This window comes from Cellulomonas edaphi, assembly GCF_030362815.1.
Taxonomy (GTDB): Bacteria; Actinomycetota; Actinomycetes; order Actinomycetales; family Cellulomonadaceae; genus Cellulomonas; species Cellulomonas edaphi.
This window is the reverse complement of record NZ_JAUCGR010000002.1, coordinates 975,934-997,854: the sequence shown is the minus strand read 5'-3', so window position 1 is coordinate 997,854 and position 21,921 is coordinate 975,934. Positions and strand designations below refer to the sequence as shown.

General features: G+C 73.5%; 18 protein-coding genes. 14 read left to right on the top strand and 4 right to left on the bottom strand.

Translation table 11 applies throughout. The annotated features are described in order from the left end of the window. The first annotated feature begins 62 nt into the window (after positions 1–62). The 6 genes from nirB to QRT05_RS10735 all read left to right on the top strand — a co-directional run bounded on the left by nirB (position 63) and on the right by QRT05_RS10735 (position 6,901). The gene (nirB, locus tag QRT05_RS10760) at positions 63–2,651 is read left to right on the top strand and encodes a nitrite reductase large subunit NirB (RefSeq protein ID WP_289447229.1); all 2,589 of its coding nucleotides are present in this window, start codon (positions 63–65) and stop codon (positions 2,649–2,651) included. Next, on the top strand, positions 2,648–3,034 hold the full coding sequence (gene nirD / locus QRT05_RS10755) for a nitrite reductase small subunit NirD (protein ID WP_289447228.1): 387 nt from the start codon (positions 2,648–2,650) through the stop codon (positions 3,032–3,034). The genes nirB and nirD overlap by 4 nt, the downstream gene beginning before the upstream one ends. Then, positions 3,031–4,302, top strand: a complete 1,272-nt coding sequence (cobA, locus tag QRT05_RS10750; RefSeq protein WP_289447227.1) for a uroporphyrinogen-III C-methyltransferase — start codon at positions 3,031–3,033, stop codon at positions 4,300–4,302. The genes nirD and cobA overlap by 4 nt, the downstream gene beginning before the upstream one ends. Next, on the top strand, positions 4,299–5,417 hold the full coding sequence (locus QRT05_RS10745; protein ID WP_289447226.1) for a uroporphyrinogen-III synthase: 1,119 nt from the start codon (positions 4,299–4,301) through the stop codon (positions 5,415–5,417). Before cobA ends, QRT05_RS10745 begins: the two co-directional genes overlap by 4 nt. Further along, positions 5,414–6,085 (top strand): sirohydrochlorin chelatase, encoded by a 672-nt coding sequence (locus QRT05_RS10740; RefSeq protein ID WP_289447225.1) that lies wholly within the window; start codon positions 5,414–5,416, stop codon positions 6,083–6,085. The genes QRT05_RS10745 and QRT05_RS10740 overlap by 4 nt, the downstream gene beginning before the upstream one ends. A gap of 69 nt (positions 6,086–6,154) precedes the next feature. Continuing rightward, the gene (locus QRT05_RS10735; protein WP_289447224.1) at positions 6,155–6,901 is read left to right on the top strand and encodes an alpha/beta hydrolase; all 747 of its coding nucleotides are present in this window, start codon (positions 6,155–6,157) and stop codon (positions 6,899–6,901) included. Positions 6,902–6,995: 94 nt separating this feature from the next. Here QRT05_RS10735 and QRT05_RS10730 read toward each other — a convergent pair whose 3' ends face one another. The 3 genes from QRT05_RS10730 to QRT05_RS10720 form a co-directional block, all read right to left on the bottom strand. Then, the gene (locus QRT05_RS10730; protein WP_289447223.1) at positions 6,996–10,004 is read right to left on the bottom strand and encodes a hypothetical protein; all 3,009 of its coding nucleotides are present in this window, start codon (positions 10,002–10,004) and stop codon (positions 6,996–6,998) included. Position 10,005: 1 nt separating this feature from the next. Further along, positions 10,006–10,707 (bottom strand): hypothetical protein, encoded by a 702-nt coding sequence (locus QRT05_RS10725; RefSeq protein ID WP_289447222.1) that lies wholly within the window; start codon positions 10,705–10,707, stop codon positions 10,006–10,008. Positions 10,708–10,959: 252 nt separating this feature from the next. Then, positions 10,960–11,535: an NYN domain-containing protein gene (locus tag QRT05_RS10720; protein ID WP_289447221.1), complete on the bottom strand. Its 576-nt coding sequence runs from the start codon at positions 11,533–11,535 to the stop codon at positions 10,960–10,962. 81 nt (positions 11,536–11,616) lie between these two features. Between QRT05_RS10720 and QRT05_RS10715 the strand changes: the two genes are divergently transcribed. Both QRT05_RS10715 and QRT05_RS10710 read left to right on the top strand, forming a co-directional pair. Then, complete coding sequence (locus QRT05_RS10715; RefSeq protein WP_289447220.1) at positions 11,617–12,102, top strand: MarR family winged helix-turn-helix transcriptional regulator; 486 nt, start codon at positions 11,617–11,619, stop codon at positions 12,100–12,102. An 82-nt stretch (positions 12,103–12,184) separates the two neighbouring features. Further along, positions 12,185–12,709, top strand: coding sequence for a flavodoxin domain-containing protein (locus QRT05_RS10710; RefSeq protein WP_289447219.1), 525 nt, complete (start codon positions 12,185–12,187; stop codon positions 12,707–12,709). Positions 12,710–12,745: 36 nt separating this feature from the next. On the opposite strand, the gene QRT05_RS10705 is transcribed toward QRT05_RS10710, so the two are convergent. Continuing rightward, on the bottom strand, positions 12,746–13,555 hold the full coding sequence (locus tag QRT05_RS10705) for a serine/threonine-protein kinase (protein ID WP_289447409.1): 810 nt from the start codon (positions 13,553–13,555) through the stop codon (positions 12,746–12,748). Positions 13,556–13,817: 262 nt separating this feature from the next. Between QRT05_RS10705 and QRT05_RS10700 the strand changes: the two genes are divergently transcribed. The 6 genes from QRT05_RS10700 (at position 13,818) to QRT05_RS10675 (ending at position 21,919) form a co-directional block, all read left to right on the top strand. Further along, a complete protein-coding gene (locus tag QRT05_RS10700) occupies positions 13,818–14,843 on the top strand; it encodes a LacI family DNA-binding transcriptional regulator (protein ID WP_289447218.1) in 1,026 nt (341 codons plus the stop codon). A 503-nt stretch (positions 14,844–15,346) separates the two neighbouring features. Then, positions 15,347–16,987 carry a glycoside hydrolase family 13 protein gene (locus QRT05_RS10695; protein ID WP_289447217.1) on the top strand — a complete coding sequence of 547 codons (1,641 nt, stop codon included), beginning with the start codon at positions 15,347–15,349 and terminating at the stop codon, positions 16,985–16,987. 165 nt (positions 16,988–17,152) lie between these two features. Beyond that, on the top strand, positions 17,153–18,574 hold the full coding sequence (locus tag QRT05_RS10690) for an ABC transporter substrate-binding protein (RefSeq protein WP_289447216.1): 1,422 nt from the start codon (positions 17,153–17,155) through the stop codon (positions 18,572–18,574). A gap of 103 nt (positions 18,575–18,677) precedes the next feature. Continuing rightward, positions 18,678–19,649 (top strand): carbohydrate ABC transporter permease, encoded by a 972-nt coding sequence (locus QRT05_RS10685; protein ID WP_289447215.1) that lies wholly within the window; start codon positions 18,678–18,680, stop codon positions 19,647–19,649. 44 nt (positions 19,650–19,693) lie between these two features. Beyond that, a complete protein-coding gene (locus tag QRT05_RS10680) occupies positions 19,694–20,647 on the top strand; it encodes a carbohydrate ABC transporter permease (protein ID WP_289447408.1) in 954 nt (317 codons plus the stop codon). A 192-nt stretch (positions 20,648–20,839) separates the two neighbouring features. Beyond that, a complete protein-coding gene (locus tag QRT05_RS10675) occupies positions 20,840–21,919 on the top strand; it encodes a ferrochelatase (protein WP_289447407.1) in 1,080 nt (359 codons plus the stop codon). Positions 21,920–21,921: the final 2 nt, after the last annotated feature.

Below are 21,921 nucleotides of genomic sequence, written 5' to 3'. Positions count from 1 at the left end.
CGAAACACGCGCTTCCTACCGTCGGACGCAGACAGGACCCCCAGCCGGACGGAGCGCCCGCCATGAGCCCGAGCAAGCACCTGGTCGTCGTCGGCGGCGGCATGGTGGCGCAGCGCCTCGTCGAGGCGCTCCGCGACCGGGACACCGCGGGCACCTGGCGGATCACCGTGCTCGCCGAGGAGCCTCGGCGCCCGTACGACCGGGTGGCGCTGACCAGCTACTTCTCCGGACGGGACGCCGAGGACCTGGCCCTGGGCGACCCCGGTCTGTGGCACGACCCGCTGGTCACGCTGGTGCGCGACGAGCGCGTGGCGAGCGTGGACCGTGCCGCCAGGACGGTGACCACCGCCCGCGGCCGCGTCGAGGCCTACGACCACCTGGTGCTCGCGACCGGCTCGTCGGCATGGGTGCCGCCCATCGAGGGCGCCGACCTTCCGGGGGTGTTCGTCTACCGCACGGTCGACGACGTGGCGGCCCTGCGCGGCTACGTCGAGGAGCTGTCGCAGCACCGGACGGTGCGTGGCGCCGTGATCGGCGGTGGCCTGCTCGGGCTCGAGGCGGCGGGGGCGCTGCAGGCGCTCGGTGCGCAGGCCACGGTGCTCCAGGTGGGCACGCACCTGATGTCCACGCAGATCGACCTGGGCGGCGGCGAGGCGCTGAGGCGGCTCATCAACCAGCTCGGCGTCGGGGTGCGGCTCAACGCGGCCACCGCGCGCATCCGCCCGCACCGGCGGGGCGGTGTGGGCAGGCTCGACCTGGCCGACGGCGGCCGGCTCGACGCCGACGTGGTGGTCATCGCGGCGGGCGTGCGTCCCCGCGACGAGCTGGCACGCGACGGCGGGCTCGAGATCGGGCCGCGCGGCGGAGTCGTCGTCGACGACTCCTGCCTCACGTCGGACGCCGACATCTCCGCGGTCGGCGAGGTCGCCTGCATCCAGGGTGCCTGCATCGGCCTCGTCGCCCCCGGCTACGCGATGGCCGAGGTGACGGTCGACCGCCTGCTCGGGGGTCGCGCCGAGTTCCCGGGCGCGGACACCGCCACCAAGCTCAAGCTCGCGGGCGTCGACGTGGCGAGCTTCGGCGACGCGTTCGGCACCACGCCGGGGGCGCTGGAGATCGTGTGGGCGGATCCCGTGGCGGGCGTCTACAAGAAGCTCGTCATGTCGGACGACGCGCGCACGCTCCTGGGCGGGGTGCTGGTGGGCGACGCCTCCGCGTACGCGAGCCTGCGGCCCATGCTCGGGCGTGAGCTGCCCGGCGACCCTGCCGCCTTCCTGCTGCCCGAGGGCACGGGCGGCCCGCCCGACCTCGAGCTGCCCGACGACGCGGGCGTGTGCTCGTGCAACAACGTCTCGGCGGGCGCCGTCCGCGGCGCCGTGACCGAGCACCGGTGCACCGACCTCGGCGCGGTCAAGGCCTGCACCAAGGCGGGCACCAGCTGCGGCTCGTGCCTGCCCCTGGTCAAGAAGCTGGTCACCACCGAGCTGCAGAAGCAAGGCATCGCCGTCTCCACCGCGCTGTGCGAGCACTTCGCCCTGTCGCGCGCGCAGCTCTACGACGCCGTCCGGGTGTCCGGCGTGCGCTCCTTCACCGAGGTCGTGCAGCGGTTCGGCACGCGGCCCGACGCCCGCGGCTGCGACATCTGCAAGCCCGCGATCGGCTCGATCCTCGCGACGACGGCCCCCGCGCACGTGCTCGACGGGGAGCGGGCGGCGCTGCAGGACACCAACGACCACGTGATGGCCAACCTGCAGAAGGACGGGTCCTACTCCGTGGTGCCGCGCATCCCCGGCGGGGAGGTAACCCCGGAGGGCCTCATCGCGATCGGCGCCGTGGCCCAGGACTTCGGCCTCTACACCAAGATCACCGGCGGCCAGCGGATCGACATGTTCGGCGCCCGCATCGACCAGCTCCCGCTCATCTGGCAGCGCCTGGTGGACGCGGGCTTCGAGTCCGGGCACGCCTACGGCAAGTCGCTGCGCACCGTGAAGTCGTGCGTCGGCTCGACCTGGTGCCGGTTCGGGGTGCAGGACTCGGTGGCGCTCGCGGTGCTGCTCGAGCTGCGCTATCGCGGCCTGCGCTCGCCGCACAAGATCAAGCTGGGCGTGTCAGGATGCGCGCGGGAGTGCGCCGAGGCGCGCGGCAAGGACGTCGGCGTCATCGCCACCGACAAGGGCTGGAACGTCTACGTGGGCGGCAACGGCGGCTTCACGCCACGGCACGCGCAGCTGCTCGCCGAGGACCTGGACACCGAGACCCTGATCCGCACCATCGACCGCTTCCTGCTCTACTACGTGCGCACCGCCGACCGCCTCCAGCGCACCGCGCCGTGGATCGGCGACGTCGAGGGCGGCCTCGACGGCGTGCGCGCGGTGGTCATGGAGGACTCGCTCGGGATCGCGGCGGACCTCGACCAGCAGATGGCGCAGCACGTCCTCGACTACGAGGACGAGTGGAAGGCCACGCTGGAGGACCCGGAGAAGCTGCGCCGGTTCTCCTCGTTCGTCAACGCTCCCGAGGTCGCGGACCCGTCGCTCGCCTACGTCCCGGAGCGAGGCCAGGCGCGGCCCGCGACGGCCGACGAGCGCGCAGCGGCCCTGCGCGGCGAGCCCGTGCTCGTCGCCGGAACGACCCTGGAGGTGCGGTCATGACGATCCTCGACGAGCCGACGGCCGTGTGGACGGCCGTGTGCCGGCTGGGCGACCTGGCACCGGAGCGCGGTGCGGCCGCCCTGGTCGGCGGGGAGCAGGTGGCGATCTTCCGCCTCGTCGACGGCGGGGTGCTCGCGGTGCAGCAGCACGACCCGTTCAGCGACGCGTACGTGCTCTCCCGCGGCATCGTGGGCTCGCGCGCGGTGGAGGGAGTGGAGGTGCCGACCGTGGCGTCCCCGATGCACAAGCAGGTGTTCGACCTGCGCACGGGCCGGTGCCTGGACCCCGCGGGCAAGGCGCCCGCCCGCGGTCTGCCCCCCGACCTGCGCACGTGGGCGGCGCGCGTGCGCGGCGACGTGGTCGAGATCGCGGTGCCCGCATGACGACGATGCTGGGGCTCGACCTGGCGGGCCGGCGCGTGGTCGTCGTGGGCGGCGGGCCCGTGGCGGCCCGAGGCGTGCAGGCGCTGCTGGCCGACGCCGCCCGGGTGGTCGTCGTCGCGCCCGCCGTCTGCGAGCCGCTGCGCGACCTGCACCGCTGGGGCCTGCTGGAGTGGGTGCAGCACGAGGTCACCGCGGACGACCTGGACGGTGCGTGGCTCGTGCACGCCGCGACGGGCGACCGCGCCACCGACGCCGCCGTCGTCGGCTGGGCCGACGAGCGGCGCGTCTTCTGCACCGGCGCAAGTCCGGGGGCGGCGGGCTCCGCACGCGCTCCGGCGACGACGCAGAGCGGCGACGTGCTCGTCGGCGTCCTGTCGACGGGCGCGTCCGATCCCGGGCGGACCACGGAGGTGCGCGACGCGCTCGCGGCGCACCTGCGCGACGGCCGCGTGGACCTGCGCGCCCGGCGGCTGCGCTCGGCCGACGAGGGGCGCGTGGTGCTCGTCGGCGGCGGGCCCGGCGACCTGGGGCTGCTCACGCTCGCGGGGCGGCGCGCGCTGGCGACCGCGGACGTCGTGGTGGTGGACCGGCTCGGGCCGGTCGACGTGCTGGACGAGCTGGCGCCGGACGTGGAGATCATCGACGTGGGCAAGACGCCCGGGCACCACCCGGTCCCGCAGCACGAGATCGGCCGCATCCTGGTGGAGCAGGCGCAGCGCGGTCGCACGGTGGTGCGGCTCAAGGGCGGCGACCCGTTCGTCTACGGCCGGGGCGGCGAGGAGGTGCTGGCGTGCCGCCGGGCCGGCGTTCCCGTCGACGTGGTCCCCGGTGTGAGCAGCGCCTTCGGGGTGCCCGCCGCGGCCGGGATCCCGCTGACGCACCGCAGCGTGGTCGGTGCGGTGCACGTGATGAACGGGCACGACGGCTGGTCGAGCGCCGGTCTGGTGGGCCTGCGCGACGCCACCTGCACGGTCGTGGTGCTCATGGGGGTGGCCGCGCTACCCGACCTGGCCGACCGAGCGCTCGAGTTCGGCGCGGACCCCGCCACGCCTGTCGCGGTTGTGGAGAGCGGCACGCTGCACGGCGAGCGCGTGACACGTGCGCGGCTCGACGAGATCGCGGCCGCGGCGGCCGAGGCCGGTGTGCGCGCGCCGGCCGTCATCGTGCTCGGCGCGGTCGCCGCGCCAGGTCTGCTGGACGTCTCGCCCGAAGGGGCGCTGGACGTGCCGGACGAGGTCACCGCGGAGCACGACACAATGGCGACGTGAACGAGCCCATCGACCAGACCCTCGCGGGGACCGTCGTGCTCGTGACGGCGGACCGACGGTCGGCGGAGCTGTCGGCGGCGCTCACGCGCCGTGGCGCGACGGTCCGGCACGCTCCGGCCCTGGGCATGGTGCCGCACATCGACGACGCAGCGCTGCTGGCGGGCACGCGCTCGCTGCTTGCTGATCCGCCCGACACCGTGGTGGTCACCACCGGGATCGGCTTCCGCGGCTGGATCGAGGCGGCCGACGCCGCGGGGCTGGCCGAGCCGCTCGTGGCGATGCTGCGCGGCACCCGGATCGTGGCCCGCGGGCCCAAGGCGCGCGGCGCGATCCAGGCCGCCGGGCTCACGGCGGACTGGGTCGCCGAGTCCGAGACGAGCGCCGAGATCGCCGAGGTGCTGCTCGACGAGGGCGTCGCCGGGACCGACATCGCGGTGCAGCACCACGGCGCGGGCGCCGACGGGCTCGACGAGGCGTTCGTCGCCGCGGGCGCCCGGGTGCGCAGCCTCGTCGTCTACCGCTGGGGGCCGCCGCCCGACCCAGCCGTGGTGGTCGCCTCCGTGTGCTCCGTCGCGGCCGGCGAGATCGACGCGGTCGCCTTCACGTCGGCGCCCGGCGCGGCCGCGTGGCTCGCCGCGGCCGACGAGGCCGGCGTGACCGACGCGATCGTGCGGCTGTGCCAGGACGGCACCGTGGTCATGGCCGCCGTCGGGCCCGTGACCGCCAAGCCGCTGCTCGAGCGGGGCATCGAGCCGCTCGTGCCCGACCGCGGCCGGCTCGGCTCGCTCGTGCGCCTGATCATCGGCCACTACGGCGGCCTCCAGGCGCTCGACACCGTCGCGGGTCCGTTGCGCGTGCACCGCGGCGCCGCCGTGCTCGACGGGCACGTGCTGCCGCTCAGTCCCAGTGGGCTGGAGGTGCTGCGGCTGCTGGCCGCGGCGCACGGTGCGGTGGTGCTGCGCGACCGGGTGCTCGACGTGCTGCCGGGGGACTCCCGCGACCCGCACGCCGCCGAGGTCGCGATCGCCCGCCTCCGGGAGGCGACCGGCAGCCGCGCGCTGATCCGCACCGTGGTCAAGCGGGGCTACCGCCTCGAGCTGGCGGCCGACCGGTGAGCGCCGTCCTGGTGGGCTGCTCGCACGGCACGGACAACCACGACGGGCGCGCGGCGATCCGCTCGATCCTCACCGACGTGCGGGCCCTGCGCCCCGACCTGGACGTGCGCGAGGCGTTCGTCGACGTGCAGACCCCCGAGGTCGGCGACGTCGTGGCCGACGCGCTCACGGACCGGGGGAGCGCGGTCGTGGTGCCGCTGCTGCTCTCGGTGGGATTCCACGTCAAGGTGGACATCGCGGAGGCCGTCGACCGCGACGGCGCGCGCGCGGCCCCGCCGCTCGGGCCCGACCCGCGACTGGTGGCGATCCTGCTCGACCGGCTCGCGGCGGCCGGGCTCCGACCCGACGACGCCGTGGTGCTCGCTGCGGCCGGGTCCACCGACCCCGCTGCCGCCGTCGCCGTCGAAGCCGTGGCGGCCGGGCTCGCCGCGTCCCTGACCAACCCCGTGACCATCGGCTACGGCGCGGGCTCCGCACCCACGGTCCCCGAGGCGATCGCCGCGGCCCGGGCGGGCGCCGCGCGCGTCGTCGTCGCGTCCTACCTGCTCGCGCCCGGCTACTTCCACGACCGGGTGCTCGAGGCGGGTGCCGATGCCGTGAGCGACCCGCTCGCGCCCGACGAGCGGCTCGCCGCCATCGTGCTCGACCGGTACGACGCGCAGCTCTGAGGCTGATCCAGGGTTGGCCAGTTGCCGGACGGCCCTTGCCGAGAGCGCTCTCGCGCCGTAGAACGAGGCGTGCACATCGACGTCACGCCGCGGACCGGGGTCCTCGCGCTCGCGGCCGCGCTCGCTCTCGCCGGCTGTGCGGGGACCGGGTCGCCCGCGAGCACCGCGTCCGCGGGCCAGACCATGGCCGCCGCGAAGGCTCCCGGGTGCCTTCCGTCGGGCACGCAGGCGGTGACCGTCGACTCCGGAGGCACCACCACCGCGGTCGCCGTCGCGGGAGGCGGAGCGCACGGCGTGGTGCTCGCGCCGCAGAACGGCGGTGACTGGTGCCAGTGGGCCGACGAGGCCGCGCACCTGGTCGAGGAGGGTTACCGGGTGGCGACCTTCACGTGGCCGGGGTCCGGCGCGCGGGCCGGGCAGGCGGCGATGCGGTCGGCGGCGGAGGCCCTGCGCACCGCGGGAGCCCAGGACGTGGCCCTGGTGGGCGCGTCCAAGGGCGGCACGTACGCGGTGGCCATGGCCGACGAGCTCGCAGCGGTCGGCGTCGTCGCGCTCAGCCCGCCGTCCCGGTTCGACGGGCTCGACGCGCGCTCGAGCGTGGTGCCGTACCGCGGTCCGTTGCTGGTGATGGCCTCGCGCGACGACCCCGACGTGCCCCGCGACGACTCGTACCTGGTGGCCCGCCCCAGCGAGGGCCCGTCGTTCCTCGAGATCCCGCTCGCGGCGCACGGCGTGGCGATGCTGCAGGACGAGGAGCACCGCGAGCACGTGACGTTCGAGATCGACGACCAGCTCGCGCGGTCGTTCGGAGGCTGAGCCGCGGGGCGAACCCGCGACGCCGGCCTGGCAGCCGGGCTGACACGACGACGGGGCGCGACCCGCAGGCCGCGCCCCGTCGTCGTCAGATCGGTCAGACCCAGCGGCGTCGCACGAACGTCGCGATGCCGGCGCCACCCGCGAAGAGCGCGATCGCGAGGATCAGGCGGCCGAGCGAGCTCGCGCCCTCACCGTCCGCGCCGGCGATCTCGATCGAGTAGGCCGTCGCGCCCACGGCACCCTCGGGTGCCCCGTACGCCATGCCCTCGGCCGCGGCGCGCTCGGCACCGGCCGTGATCACCGCGTACTGCGCGCCGTACGACTGGGCCGTCCCGGCACCCTTCGCGACGAGGGTCTTGGTCCCCTCGTCGGACAGCCGCTGCGAGCCGTCGACCAGCGCGGGGGCGCCGCCGGCAGCCTTGTCCAGCCCGTCCGCGAGCTTGGTGGAACCGGCTGCCGCGTCGGCCGCACCCGCTGCGAGCAGGCTCGAGCCGGCCGCTGCGCCGTCGAGGCCGGTCGACAGCTCGGCCGATCCCGCCGCCGCGTCGTCGATCCCGCTCGACAGCTTGGTCGAGCCCGCTGCGGCGTCGTCGACGCCGGCCGAGATCTTGGTCGCGCCGGCCGCGGCGGTCTCCACGCCCACGGCGATCTGCTTCGCACCGCCGGCCGCGAGGACCAGCGCGTCCGCCAGGGTGAGGGACCCGTCGGCCACGGTGTCGACGCCCTCGGAGATGTCCGTGGCGCCGGCCGCCGCCTTCGCGATGCCGGCCGACAGCTGCGCCGAGCCGTCCGCCGCGCTGGCGACGCCGGCGGAGAGCCGCTTGGACCCGTCCGCGGCGCTGGCGAGGCCGTCCGAGAGCGCCTTCGAGCCCGTGGCGGCGCCCGCGATGCCGCTGGAGAGGGCGCCCGCGCCGGTGTTGAGGTCGTGCGCGCCGGCGGCCAGCTGGCCGAGCCCGTTGATGAGCTCGCCTCCGCTCGTCGTGAGCGTGGTCGTGCCCGCCTGCAGGCCGTGCACCGCGCCGCGCAGCGTCCGGTCCGCGGGGACGTCGCCGGCCCCGCCGACCGCGCCCTGGACGCTCGTGACGACGGTGCTCAGCAGCGTCCCGAGCCCGGTGCTCGCGTCCGACAGGCCGCCCGCGACGCCCGTGAGACCGTCGCGCAGGGCGATGAAGCTCGCGTCCGCGGCCGAGAGGCCGCCCGCCACCTGGGTCACGCCCGCGCCGTAGCCGGCGAGCGACTGGGCGTCGGCCTCGAGCGTCGCGATCGACGCGCGCAGGGCGTCGGCCTCGGCGCCGTTGCCGGCAGCGTCGAGCTGCTGGGCCAGGTCCGTGAGCGAGTCGAGCTCCGCGGCGATGTTCGCCGCCTTGGCGCTGGTGCCGCCGCCGAGCCCGGAGGCGTTCGCCGCCGCGTTCGCCACGCCGGCCCGGACCTTGGCCAGGCCGTCGCGCAGCGTGCCCGTCTGCCCCTCGGCACCCAGCGCGCCGCGCAGCTGCGCGAGGCCGTCCACGAGGGACTTGGCGCGGTCCGGGACCCCGCCGATGGTGCCGCTGAGCTGCGCGAGCCCTGCGTCGACCTGTGCCAGGCCGTCGGAGACCTGCTGGAGCCCGCCGATGAGCTGGGGCGCCTTGGACCCGGCGCTGGCGAGCCCGGCGTCGAGCGCGCTGGCCCCCGCGGCGAGCGCCGCCGCTCCGGGTGCGGCCGTGCCGAGCCCGTCGCTGAGGCTCTTGGCGCCGGGCGCGAGCTGGCCGTTGAGACCCGCCGACAGGCTGGCGGCACCGGGCTTGGCCGTCGCGAGGCCCTCGCTGAGCGCCTTGGCCCCTGGCGCGATCTGCTTGTTCAACGCCTGGGCGAGGCTGTTCGCGCCCGGCCGCAGCAGCTCGTCGAGCGCGACGGCGAGCGCCCCGCCGCCCGGCAGGATCTGCGTGCCGAGGGCCGAGGCGAGCTCGCCCGCTCCCGGCTCGAGCTTGGAGCTCATCGCGGTCGCCAGGTCGTGCGCGCCAGGCTTGAGCTTGTCGTTGAGCCCGTCGGCAAGCTCCTGCGCGCCGGGCGCAGCCTTGTCGTTGAGCCCGGCTGCGAGCTCCTTCGCTCCAGGTGCCGCCTTGCCGTTGAGCCCGTCCGCGAGGTCCTGCGCGCCCGGTGCCAGCTGCCCCGTGAGGCCGTCGGACAGCTGCCCGGCGCCGTCGGACAGCTGGAGCAGCCCGCCGAGCAGCTGGGCCGCGCCGTCGTGCAGCTTCAGCAGGTTCTCGTCGATCTCGATGGACCCGGCCGTGAGCTCGACGCCCGAGGCGGCGCCGGCCTTGTAGCTCGCCGCGCCGCCCTTGAAGGACGGGCTGTCCAGCGGGGAGACGGGCATCGAGCTGAGCGTGGCCGCGGGGACCACGCCGTGCGTGATCTTCGCGGAGTAGCCGAACTCGGCGGTCGGCTTGCCGATGGGCGGGAACAGCGTCATCTGGAAGGTCATCTGCGTGCCGCCGCGGCCGTCACCCGCCATGCCCGCCTCGGCGGACTGCACGTCGGTGAACGTCGACGGCAGGACGGTGACGAGCTGGCCGATCATCGGTATGACCGTCTCTTCGGTCGTCGTCTTCATGGTGCCCGTGCCGTCGTCGTACGTGACGGCCTGCGGCTTGCTGGTCATGTTGGTGACCGTGAAGTGCACCTCGAGGGTGCCGGACTTGCCGACCACGGCACCCGGCTTCACGGGCTTGCCGTCGAGCGTGTAGGAGATCTCGACCTTGAGCGGGAGGTCCTTGGTGTAGTCGCTCACCGACCGCAGGCGGCGCTCGCCGTCGACGTCCACGTGCGCGACGACGTTGCCGTCGACGACGTGGAACCCGCCGAAGCCGTCGAGGTTGCGCAGCCCGTGGGTGGAGACCGGGTTGGTGATGGTGGTGCTGCCGTGCCCGCTGAGCGCGATCTGCTCGTAGATGCGGGCGTCCTGGAGCGAGCCCGTGGCGTCGAGGTGCGCCTGGACCGTCTCGGTGTTGGTCACGGAGATGTCACCGCTGTCGGCAGCAGCGGCGAGCGCGCTGGCGCTCGAGGCTCCGACCATGAGGGGGACGGCGGCGAGGGCGGCGGCGGTGGTGAGGGTGGAGCGGCGCACGTCAGGCCTCCGGGCGGGGCTGCAGGGACAGGTACGGGGCGACGCCCTCTCGGCGACGCTCGACACGGGGCGTCCCGGTCGCAGGCGTCTGGGCGTCCATGGCGTGCGCGTCCTCGCGCTCGGACCGCGTCTGGTCGGCGACCTGCTGGTCGGCGACGTGGCCGGCTGCGACGGGCTCGGCGTGGTCGTGCTGCGCGCGCTCCAGCTCCCGCTCGCGCTCCACCTGGGGGCCGAGGAGCGAGGTCGCGACGAAGCCGGCGCCGGCGGCGACCAGGATCGAGGTGGCGGTGGCTGCCGACGAGGAGATGAACGCGGTGGGGTCGGCGGCGTAGGTCGTCTCGTAGGCACCGGCCATCGCGGCGGCCCCCAGCAGGGTGGCCCACAGCGGCAGGCGACCGCGCGAGGCCGCGCCGACGGCGAGGCAGACGAGCAGCACGATGAGGACTGCGATCGCCCGGCCCGCCGTGGCGTCGGGCAGGACCGCCGCGCGCAGCGCGTAGCCGAGCCACGCGGCGAAGAAGCCGATGATGAAGGCGCCGGCGCGCTGGGCGGGGGAGCGGTCGGGCACGAGCCCCAGTGCTCCGCCGAGCGCGCCACCGAGGAGCGCGACGCCCTCGGTGTCGAGCCCGAGTGCGTCCGAGAGGACGACGAGCAACGTCGTCAGGACGGCGAGGACGAGCCCCGCCACGATGTACCGCCTCATGACCACCTCGATGTGGTGAACCGCTGGGAAGAAGGACGTCGGCCTCGTCCAGGGCATGGGTGGGCGCCGGCGCCGGCGTCGTTGACGGCGGTACGCGGACCCGCCCAGGACGAGACCGCGGTCTGTCTACCAGGCGCGGAAACACCCGAGCCACGCGGTACTGGGTAAAACGCCCGGAGTATCAGGTAACTGTTATCCGGTTGTGATCTGGGCCACGTCGCGCACCGTCGACCGCCGCCCGGCCGGCGCTCCTCAGAGGTAGCGCAGCGGGTCGAACTCCTCGAGCGGGATGATCCGCAGGCGGGGGAGCTGGACGTTGAACGCCTTGACGTCGTACTCGAGGTCGAACGTCTCCAGCCCGCGCGCCGTGAGCGACGCGAGCGCGCCGCTGGTGAACTCGCGGAAGGCGAGCAGGCCCACGCGTCGGCCGCCCGCGTCGACGAGTGCCTCGAGCTCGTGGGCGAAGTCCCCGTCGTGGCTCGCCAGCAGGACGTCGCCGTCCCGCTCGGAGATGGCGGCGAGCGTCTTGAGGATGCCGATGTCGACGACCTTCTCGTGCGACTCGCCGGACAGCGGGATGACCTGGAAGTCCATGGCGGTGAGCGCCTGGATGAACTGCATGGGCAGCGTGCCGTTGGACGCGTTGAGGAAGAACAGGCCCCTGACCTGCTGCTGCCACTGCTGGCGCGCGAAGGCGAGGATGCGGTCCCAACGCGGGCGCTGGTCCGGCGACGGCCGTCCGCCGAGGATGCTCGAGCCCAGCGTGGCGTCGATGTTCTCGCCGTCCACCAGCAGGTACGTGGTGCGGGCGGCGGCATCGGTGCTCATCGAGCCAGGGTAGCGGTGGAACACCGTGCCGGACGCGGGTGTTGGTAGATGCGTATGCATGGACCGAGGAGAGGGGCGGACGTGGGCGACGGCGCCGACGGCAGGCGTGGACGCGAGGCGGGGACCCGGGAGGCGGCGCTCGCGTGGGAGTCGTTGTTCCGCGCGCAGGTGGCGCTGATGCGCAGGTTCCAGCGGGACGACGTGTGGGGGCCCCTGACCATCCGGGAGTACGACGTGCTGTTCACGCTCTCGACGAGCCCGGGGCGCACGGCCCGGCTGCGCGACCTCGCGGAGAGCAGCCTCCTCACCCAGCCCAGCCTCTCGCGCCTCGTCGAGCGGCTGGAGGCCGACGGCCTGGTGGCGCGCGGCCCGGTCCAGGGAGACGGTCGCGGCGTGGCCGTGACGCTCACTCCCGCGGGGGTCGAGCTGCAGCGCGAGGTAGGCCGGCGTCACGCCCGCAGCATCCGCCACTTCGTCGGCGGCGCCCTGGACGCCCACGAGCTGGCGACGCTGCGCGCTCTCACGGACAAGCTGCGGGCCGCGCAGGCGGAGATCCCGGAAACCTGACGGATCCCCGCAGGGGACCTCCGGCCCATCGTCGGGGCGAATCGGGCGCCCATGATGGAGGACGACAACGAGGAGGTGCGCCGTGGGCGCTCAGGTACTGGTGGCCGTGGCATCCCGGCACGGATCGACCCAGGAGATCGGCGAGGCGATCGGCACCGTGCTGACGGGCCGGGGACATCGGGTCGAGGTGCGTGCGGTGGCCGACGTGGACGCGGTCGACGACTACGACGTCGTGATCGTCGGCTCTGCGGTGTACACCGGTCACTGGCTTCCCGCCGCACGTGAGCTCGTCGAGCGGCACCGCGCGGCCCTGGCGGAGCGTCGCGTGTGGCTCTTCTCCTCGGGCCTGGCGACCCAGCCCGCCGCGGCCGCCAACTCGCCGCACGAGATCGCGGCCCTGGGCGAGCGCGTCGGCTCGGTGGGCCACCGCAGCTTCCGCGGCCGGCTCGACCGGTCCGCCCTCACCTTCGCGGAGCGCGCGATCATCGCCGGAGCGAGGGGACGCGACGGCGACCACCGCGACTTCGGGGCCATCGCGCGCTGGGCCGACGAGATCGCAGACGCGCTCGCCGAGGCGGCGCAGCGCGCGCCCGCGTACGCGAGCTGACTCCGGCGGCGGGTCAGCCGCTCGACGGGGCGGTGATCAGGCGCGCAGCGCGCTGAGCGCGGCTGCCACTGCGCTCGCCGTGGGGCGCTCCTCCGGCTCGGACGCGGTCATCGCGGTGAGCAGCTCCACCCACTCCGGCCCCAGGTCGGGCGGGACGGGCACCGGGCCGAGCAGCCGAGCCAGGGAGCTGGCCAGCGGGGCGCCCGGGTAGGTCCGCGCCCCGGTGCGGCACTCGAGCAGCACCAGGCCCAAAGAGAAGACGTCCGACGGCGGACCCACCTCGCGGCCGAGCGCCTGCTCGGGCGAGTGGTAGGAGGCCGTTCCCGACGACGTGGTCGCACCGCCGCCCGCGGCGCCGCGGCGCGAGTGCGTGGCGATCCCGAAGTCCGCGAGGACGACGGTGAGCACGGGCTGGTCCATGACCACCGGGGCGCCGTCCAGCTGGGCGACGAGCACGTTCGAGGGCTTGATGTCGCGGTGCACCACGCCCGCCGCGTGCGCGTGCGCGAGCGCCTGCGCCAGCTGGTGCCCGACCTCGGCGGTCACGACCGGCGGCAGGGGACCGGCCGCGATGGTGTCGCGCAGCGTCGCACCCTCGACGAGCTCCATCGCCAGGAAGGCGACGGGACCGAGCCGAGGGTCGATGTCCGCCCCGACGTCGTAGAGGGCGACGAGCCCGGGGTGCGACAGGCCCGCGAGAACCCGGGCCTCGGCGGCATACCGCCGGACGTCCGCCGGCGTCGCGTCCTCGAGGGTGAACACCTTCAGCGCCACCGGTCGCCCGATGCGGAGGTCCGTCGCGCGGTAGACCTCGCCCGATCCGCCGGCGCCGAGCCGGGCGCTGATGCGGTACCGGCGCCCGAGCGTCGTGGCGGACGGCTCGAGCTGCTCGACGCTGTCCGTTTTCGTGGCAAGTCCTGTCGTCCGTGGTGGGGCGCGCCGGTGGCGTCCCGCCCTCGGTCTCTGACGCTAAGGGACGCGGGGCGGCGTCGCACCACGGCGAGCGGGTGGTTCTGCTCACGTCCGTCCCGGCGGGTCCGGTGGCCGTGGTCGGTCGCTTGCAGCGACTTGCAAGCATCTTGCGCTCCCGGGCCGTAGAGTGGCCCCCATGTCACGGCGTCTCGCAGAGGTTGCACGCAAGGTCGGGGTCTCCGAGGCGACGGTCAGCCGCGTCCTGAACGGCAAGCCCGGCGTCTCCGAGCAGACGCGCGAGGCCGTCCTGACGGCGCTCGACGTGCTGGGGTACGAGCGGCCCACCAAGCTGCGCGGAGAGCGCGCCCGCCTCGTCGGGCTCGTGCTCCCCGAGCTGCAGAACCCGATCTTCCCGGCGTTCGCCGAGGTGGTGGGTGGGGCGCTCGCGCAGCAGGGGTTCACCCCCGTGCTGTGCACCCAGACGGCGGGCGGCGTGTCCGAGGCTGACTACGTCGAGCTCCTGCTGGGCCAGCAGGTCTCCGGCATCGTCTTCGCCGGTGGCAACTACGCGCAGCGCGACGCCGTGCACGCCCACTACGAGCGCCTGACGGGGCGCAACCTGCCCGTGGTGCTGATCAACGCCTCGATCGAGGACCTGCCGTTCCCGCGGGTGTCCTGCGACGACGAGGTCGCGATCGAGCAGGCTCTCGGTCACCTCGCCTCGCTGGGGCACACGAGCGTCGGGCTGGTGCTGGGCCCCGTCGACCACGTGCCGTCCGAGCGCAAGCTGCACGCCGCACGGATCGCCGGCGAGCGCCTGGGCATCGAGCTCGACGACCGCCACGTGGTGCGGTCCGCCTACTCGCTCGAGAGCGGCCAGGCGGCCGCGACGCGCCTGATCAAGGAGGGCGTCACGGGCATCGTGTGCGCCAGCGACCCGCTCGCCCTGGGTGCCATCCGCGCGGCACGGCGGGCCGGCCTCCGTGTGCCCGAGGACATCTCGATCGTGGGCTACGACGACTCCGCGTTCATGAACTGCACCGAGCCGCCGCTGACCACGGTGCGGCAGCCCATCGAGCCCATGGGCCGCGCCGCGATCGACCTGCTCGTGAACCAGATCAACGGAGGGTCCGTGCCGCAGGAGGAGCTGCTCTTCGAGCCCGAGCTCGTGGTGCGCGGCTCCACCGGCCCGGCGCCCGTGCGCGCCGCGGCGAGCGCCTGACCTCGCCCTTCGTCGGGCCGGTGCCGCCTCGCCGGCGGCCCTGACCGACCCCTCAGCAGCGCTGGCCGACCTCTCGTCAGCGCTGGCCGACCTCTCGTCAGCCCGGCCTCCCGCCGTCGTCGGCCACGAGCGCCCGCCCAACCCCCGCCGAGCTTGACCTTGTCCACGCTCGACGAGCCGGAAGCGTGGACAACCACGAGGTCGGCGCGGGGAGCGGCGCGCAGGTGACGCGCCGGCGCGCAGCGGCCGCTCGACGTGTCCTGCGTCACGCCAGCGGCCGACGCGATCCGATCGACTTCGATCAGGTCTTCGGTCACGCTTCGATAACTCTCCTGTCGTGTTCTTGCGCAGTTCTCGTTCGGTCCTTTACTGTCATGGCACGACAGAGACGTCCTCGAGGTCGAGCGCTGAGTACGGCGCACGGCGGGCGGTGGCGAATCTGCTGCGTACATCGACCCACCGGCCACGACGACGTCGTCGGCCCACCGAGAGACGAGCTTCCCGTGGCGCACGCCCAGCCCGAGACCGACCCGCAGTGGTGGCGCGGTGCGGTGATCTACCAGGTCTACCCGCGCAGCTTCGCCGACGGGAACGGCGACGGCACGGGTGACCTCGCGGGCATCCGTGCGCACCTGCCCTACCTGCGCGACCTCGGCGTCGACGCGATCTGGCTGACGCCCTGGTACGTGTCTCCGCTCGCCGACGGCGGCTACGACGTGGCCGACTACCGCGCCATCGACCCGGCGTTCGGCACGCTCGAGGAGGCGGAGGGCCTGGTCCAGGAGGCGCTCTCGCTCGGCATCCGCACGATCATCGACATCGTCCCGAACCACGTCTCGGACCAGCACGCCTGGTTCCAGGCGGCGCTGGCGGCGGGACCGGGCTCGCCCGAGCGGGCACGCTTCTGGTTCCACCCCGGCAAGGGCGAGCACGGCGAGGTCATCCCCACCAACTGGGTGTCCGACTTCCAGGGCAACACGTGGACGCGGACCACCAACCCGGACGGCACGCCCGGCGAGTGGTACCTGCACCTGTTCGCGCCGCAGCAGCCGGACCTCAACTGGGACCACCCCGACGTGCGCGCCGAGTTCGAGGACGTCCTGCGGTTCTGGTTCGACCGCGGCGTCGCGGGCATCCGCATCGACTCCGCGGCCCTGCTGCTCAAGGACGCCACGCTTCCCGAGTACGCGGAGCACATGGGGGCCGGCGAGCACCCGCACGTCGACCGCGACGAGCTGCACGACGTGTACCGCGCCTGGCGGGCGCTGGCCGACTCCTACGAGGGCACGCGCGTGCTGGTGGGAGAGGTGTGGCTGCAGGACCGGGCGCGCTTCGCGCAGTACCTGCGTCCCGACGAGATGCACACGGCGTTCAACTTCGACTTCATGGCCCGGCCGTGGGACGCCAAGCAGCTGCGCGAGTCGATCGACATGACGCTCGCCGCGCACGGGCCGGTGGGAGCGCCCGCCACGTGGGTGCTGTCCAACCACGACGTGACCCGGCCGGTCACCCGCTACGGACGCGAGGACAGCTCGTTCGCGTTCTCGGCGAAGCGGTTCGGCACGCCGACGGACCTGGAGCTGGGACGGCGGCGTGCTCGCGCGGCCGCGCTGCTCACCGCCGCGCTGCCCGGTTCCCTGTACCTCTACCAGGGCGACGAGCTGGGCCTGCCCGAGGTGGAGGACCTGCCGCGCGAGCTGCTGCAGGACCCCATGCACTTCCGGTCGGGCGGCGTCGACCCCGGCCGCGACGGCTGCCGCGTGCCGCTGCCGTGGTCCGGCACCGAGGCGCCCTTCGGCTTCAGCCCGGCCGGCGCGGCCGCGACGTGGTTGCCCCAGCCCGCCGACTGGGCGGACCTCACCGTGCAGGCGCAGGCCGCCGACGCGACCTCGATGCTGCACCTGTACCGGGACGTGCTGGCCCACCGGCGCGCCGAGCCGTCGCTGGGCGACGGTCCCATCACGTGGCTCGAGAGCGACGACGACGTGCTGGCGTTCGCGCGCGGCGACATCGCGTGCGTCGTCAACCTCGGCCACGAGCCGGCGCCGCTGCCGGAGCACACCGATCTCCTGCTCGCGAGCGCACCGCTCGTGGCAGGCAAGCTGCCGCGCGACACCGCCGTGTGGCTACGCATCACCCCCTGACCACCCCGACCCGGTGCCCCCGCACCACCGAGCAGGACCAGCACCACCCGTCCGATCCGGAGCGTCCCGCAGTAGCCCCGGCCCGGGCGGCACCAGCACCACCAGTCCGAAGTTCCACATCGCGGACCTGACACAGGTCAGGACGTACCTCACGAAGGAGTGACGATGAGGTTCAATCGCACCACCGCGCTCGTCATGGCCGGGACCCTGTCCTTGGGCTTGCTGGCGGCGTGCAGCGACAGTGACGACGACACGACGCCCGAGGCGTCGGGCAGCGCGAGCGCGCCGGCCGGCACCGACGAGCCCGTGACGATCAAGGTGGCAGGCCTGCTGCCGACGGCCGACGACGCCGCCAAGCAGCAGCTCGCCGACCGGGTCGCCTCGTTCGAGGACAAGTACCCGAACATCACGGTCGAGCCCGAGGACTACGAGTGGAAGAACTCGACGTTCACCACCCAGCTCGCGGGCGGCACGCTGCCCAACGTGTTCGAGATCCCCCTGACGGACGGCAAGACGCTGATCGAGAACGGCCAGCTGGCCGACATCGACCAGTACGTCAAGGAGCTCCCGTACGGCAACCAGTTCAACCCGAAGCTGCTCGCCAACGGCCAGGGCTCCGACGGCAAGATCTACGCCGTCCCGGCCAAGTCGATCTACGCGGTCGCCCTGCACTACAACCGCAAGCTGTTCACGCAGGCGGGCCTCGACCCCGACAAGCCGCCGACGACGTGGGACGAGGTCCGCGCCTACGCCAAGCAGATCCACGACAAGACCAAGGTCGCGGGCTACGCGACGATGGCGCTCGACGCCTCGGGCGGCTGGCAGCTCGCCGCGGGTGCGAACTCGCGTGGCGGCGTCATCGAGACGTCGGGCGGCGACGGCAAGTACACGGCCACGCTGAACGACCCGGCCGTCAAGGCGCACCTCGAGTGGCTCAAGGCCCTGCGCTGGGAGGACAACTCGCTGCTGCCGCGCGCGGACCTCGGGTGGGGTGAGATCAACGCCGCGTTCGGTGGTGGCGAGGTCGCCATGTACACCTCCGGCTCGGACGTCTACAACGCGCTCGTCGAGAGCAACGGCGTCACCAAGGACTGGGGCTACGGCCTGACGGCCATCCCCACCGACAACAACGGCGGCGCGCTCACGGGTGGCACGCTGGCCGCGGTGACGAAGGACTCCACGGACGCCCAGAAGGCGGCCGCGGTGAAGTGGATCGACTGGTGGTACCTGTCGAAGCTGCAGGACCAGGACCAGGCCATCGCCGACGCCAAGACCCGCGCCGAGGCCGACCCGCCCCAGGCCGTGGGCACCCCGGTGCTGCCGATCTTCTCCGAGGAGAACTACCAGCAGTCGCAGGCGTGGATCCAGGACTACATCAACGTCCCGCTCGCCGACATGAAGGGCTACACGGACGTCATGTTCACGCAGAACCTGGTGCCTGAGGCCTCGGCGTCGGTCCAGGACCTGTACAACGCCCTGTTCCCGGTGGTCCAGGCAGTGATCTCCGAGAAGAACGCCGACGTCGACAAGCTCCTCGACGAGGCGAACACGACCGGCCAGGCCGCGATCGACGCCGCTGCGAAGTAAGCCACGACGCAGCCGATCCGACCGGACGGTGCCTGGCCAGGGCACTCTTGCCCTGTCCAGGCACCCCCGTTCGCCCTCGCACCAGACAGATGAGGCACATGTCATGACCACCGACGACGTCGTCACCGTCGCACCCGGGCCCAAGCCGGCGCGGTTCCAGGTGCACGAGCGCAGCAAGCAGCGCGGCACCCCGGCCACCTGGGTGCGCCGCGGCGGCCTGACCGCGCTGCTGTTCGCGCTCCCGATCCTGTTCATCTTCGGCGTCTTCTCGTGGTGGCCGATCGTCTCGGCGTTCGTCATGAGCCTGCAGAAGACGAACCTCACCGACGCACCCGTGTGGGTGGGGCTGGACAACTTCCGTGCGGTCTTCGCCGACCCGCTGCTGCCGACGGTCATCAAGAACACGGCGTGGTTCGCCGTGCTCGCGCTGATCTTCGGCTACCCCGTGCCGCTGATCGGGGCGGTGCTCATGAGCGAGCTGCGCAGGCGCAAGGGGCTGTACTCGGTGCTGGCCTACCTGCCGGTGGTGGTGCCGCCCGTGGTCGCCGTGCTCCTGTGGAAGTTCTTCTACGACCCGCGCCCCGAGGGCGTGTTCAACACGGTGCTCGGCTGGGTGGGCCTCGGGCCGTACCCGTGGCTGGCGGACAGCGCGTGGGCGATGCCGTCGCTCGTGCTCGAGGCCACGTGGGCCGCGGCCGGCGGCACGGTGATCATCTACCTGGCGGCCCTCATCAGCGTGCCGGCCGAGCTCTACGACGCGGCCGAGGTGGACGGCGCCTCCGTCCTGCGCAAGGTGTGGCACGTGACGATCCCGCAGCTGCGCGGGGTCCTGTTCATCACGCTGATCCTGCAGATCATCGGCACGGCGCAGGTGTTCCTGGAACCGTTCCTGTTCACCAACGGCGGTCCCAACCACGCGACCGAGACGATCATGCTGCACGTCTACAACCTGGCCTTCGCCAACCTCGGCAACAACTTCGGGCAGGCCACGGCCCTGAGCCTCCTGCTCGCGGCCTTCCTCGCCGTGATGTCGCTCGTGTACTTCCGCCTGACGCGTTCCTGGAGCCAATCGTGACCACCATCGACCGGGACACCCCACCGCCGGCGCTGCCGGGCGCCATGCCGGGCTCGGCTGCGGCGGCGGCCCCGAGCGCGTCGCTCGCGGCGATCGTGCGCCGACGACGGCGCTCCACCGTGGACAACCCCGACCGCGGGGCGCTGTCGTCCGCCGACTGGCGCCGGCCCAGCGTCAAGCACACGTGGCGCAGCATGCACTTCCTGCTGCTCGTGCTGCTGCTGGTGTGGTGCCTGGGTCCGCTGCTGCTGCTGGGCAAGTTCGCGTTCACGCCGACGCAGGACATCCTCACGGCGCCCATGGCGGTCTTCCCGAACGGGCCGACGATGCACAACGTCGACCAGGCCTGGAACAGGTACCACATCGGCCAGTTCTTCATGAACACCGTGTGGTTCGCCCTGGGCGCCTGGTTCACGCAGATCCTGGTGGCCACCACCGGCGGGTTCGTCCTGTCGGTGCTGCGACCGCGGTGGGCCAAGGTGCTCAACTGGGCGGTGCTGGCGACGCTCTTCGTGCCCGCCGTGGTGCTGCTCATCCCGCTCTACAAGATCATCGTGCACCCGCCCGTCGGCGACTCCCTGGTGAACAACTTCTTCGCGGTGTGGCTGCCGGCGGGCGCGAGCGCGTTCAACGTGGTCCTCGTCGCACGGTTCTTCGACTCCCTGCCCCGGGAGATCTTCGAGGCCGCGCGCGTGGACGGCGCGGGTCCCTTCCGGCTCTTCTGGCACATCGTGCTGCCCATGAGCAAGCCGATCATCGGCGTGGTCTCCGTGTTCGCGGTGATCGCCTCGTGGAAGGACTTCCTCTGGCCGTTCCTGGTGCTCAAGGACGACAGCGTCAAGCCCCTGTCCGTGTACCTGCAGTCGATGGCCAACGTGGACAAGGGCACGCTCATGGCGGCTCTGGCCATCTCCACGCTCATCCCGATCACGATGTTCCTGGTCTTCCAGCGCATGTTCCTGCGCGGCGCGGGCCTGGGTGGTGCCGTCAAGGGCTGACCGGCACCCTCCGCACGACCGCCCGGGACAGGCGACCCCTGTCCCGGGCGGACGTGTGCCCGGATGCTGACGCGGTGTCGGGTCAAGATCACGTCCCTGCGGGCGAGCCGCGCAGGTGCTCGATGCGATGATCGACGCGTGCCCCCACACACTCTCCTCCCGTCGACCGATGTCGCTCCGTACGACGCCCTGATGCTCGCCTCGTTCGGCGGCCCCGACGGCCCCGACGACGTGCTGCCGTTCCTGCGCAACGTCACCGCGGGCAAGGGGATCCCCGACGAGCGGCTCGCCGAGGTCGCTGAGCACTACCACCACTTCGGCGGCGCGAGCCCGATCAACGGCCAGAACCTGGCGCTGCAGCGCGCGCTCGTCGAGGAGCTCGCGCGCCGCGGCATCGACCTGCCGGTGGTGTGGGGCAACCGCAACTGGACGCCCTACACGCGCGACGCGCTGGCCGCGGCGCACGCCGACGGCGCGCGCCGTGTGCTCGCGCTGGTCACCAGCGCGTACTCGTCGTACTCCGGCTGCCGCCAGTACCGCGAGGACTTCTGGTCCTCGCTCGACGCGGTGGCCACGGAGCTGAGCGACACCGAGCACCCGCTCGTGGTCGACAAGGTGCGCAGCTACTTCAACCATCCCGGGTTCGTCGCCGCGAACGTGGACGCCGTGGCCGAGGCGTACGCCCGCGTCCCCGCGGGTGCTCGCGTCGTGTTCGTCACGCACTCCATCCCGGACACCATGGAGGCCGCGTCGCGCATCAGCGGCGCGACCTACAGCGAGCAGCACCTGTCGGTGGCGGAGGTCGTCGCGAAGGCCGTCGCCGAGCGCGTGGGGCACCCGGTCGAGTGGGACCTCGCGTACTGCTCGCGCTCGGGCCCGCCCAGCCAGCCCTGGCTCGAGCCGGACGTCAACGACCACCTCGAGGCGCTCGCCGCCTCGGGGACGGCCGCCGTGGTGATCGCTCCGATCGGGTTCATCTCCGACCACATGGAGGTCGCGTTCGACCTCGACACCGAGGCGATGGAGACCGCCGAGCGGCTCGGCCTCGCCGCGGTGCGGGCGGACACGGTGGGGGTCCGGGACGCGTTCGTGTCCGGGCTCGTCGACCTGGTGCTGGAGCGGGCCGCCCTCGCGCGTGGCGAGGACGTGCAGCAGGCGACCGTCGGCTCGCTGCCCGCGTTCCGCAGCGTGTGCGCGCCCGGCTGCTGCCGCCGCCAGGACGGCGTCGAGTCCGGCGTGCCCGCGGCGTGCTCCACCGACCCGCTGTCCTGACG

Bases quoted from the DNA above. Each gene is read 5' to 3' on its own strand.
- nirB (WP_289447229.1), top strand. From the start codon at position 63: ATGAGCCCGAGCAAGCACCTGGTCGTCGTCGGCGGCGGCATGGTGGCG.
- nirD (WP_289447228.1), top strand. From the start codon at position 2,648: ATGACGATCCTCGACGAGCCGACGGCCGTGTGGACGGCCGTGTGCCGG.
- cobA (WP_289447227.1), top strand. From the start codon at position 3,031: ATGACGACGATGCTGGGGCTCGACCTGGCGGGCCGGCGCGTGGTCGTC.
- QRT05_RS10725 (WP_289447222.1), bottom strand. From the start codon at position 10,707: ATGAGGCGGTACATCGTGGCGGGGCTCGTCCTCGCCGTCCTGACGACG.
- QRT05_RS10720 (WP_289447221.1), bottom strand. From the start codon at position 11,535: ATGAGCACCGATGCCGCCGCCCGCACCACGTACCTGCTGGTGGACGGC.
- QRT05_RS10700 (WP_289447218.1), top strand. From the start codon at position 13,818: ATGTCACGGCGTCTCGCAGAGGTTGCACGCAAGGTCGGGGTCTCCGAG.
- QRT05_RS10690 (WP_289447216.1), top strand. From the start codon at position 17,153: ATGAGGTTCAATCGCACCACCGCGCTCGTCATGGCCGGGACCCTGTCC.
- QRT05_RS10685 (WP_289447215.1), top strand. From the start codon at position 18,678: ATGACCACCGACGACGTCGTCACCGTCGCACCCGGGCCCAAGCCGGCG.
- QRT05_RS10680 (WP_289447408.1), top strand. From the start codon at position 19,694: ATGCCGGGCTCGGCTGCGGCGGCGGCCCCGAGCGCGTCGCTCGCGGCG.
- QRT05_RS10675 (WP_289447407.1), top strand. From the start codon at position 20,840: ATGCTCGCCTCGTTCGGCGGCCCCGACGGCCCCGACGACGTGCTGCCG.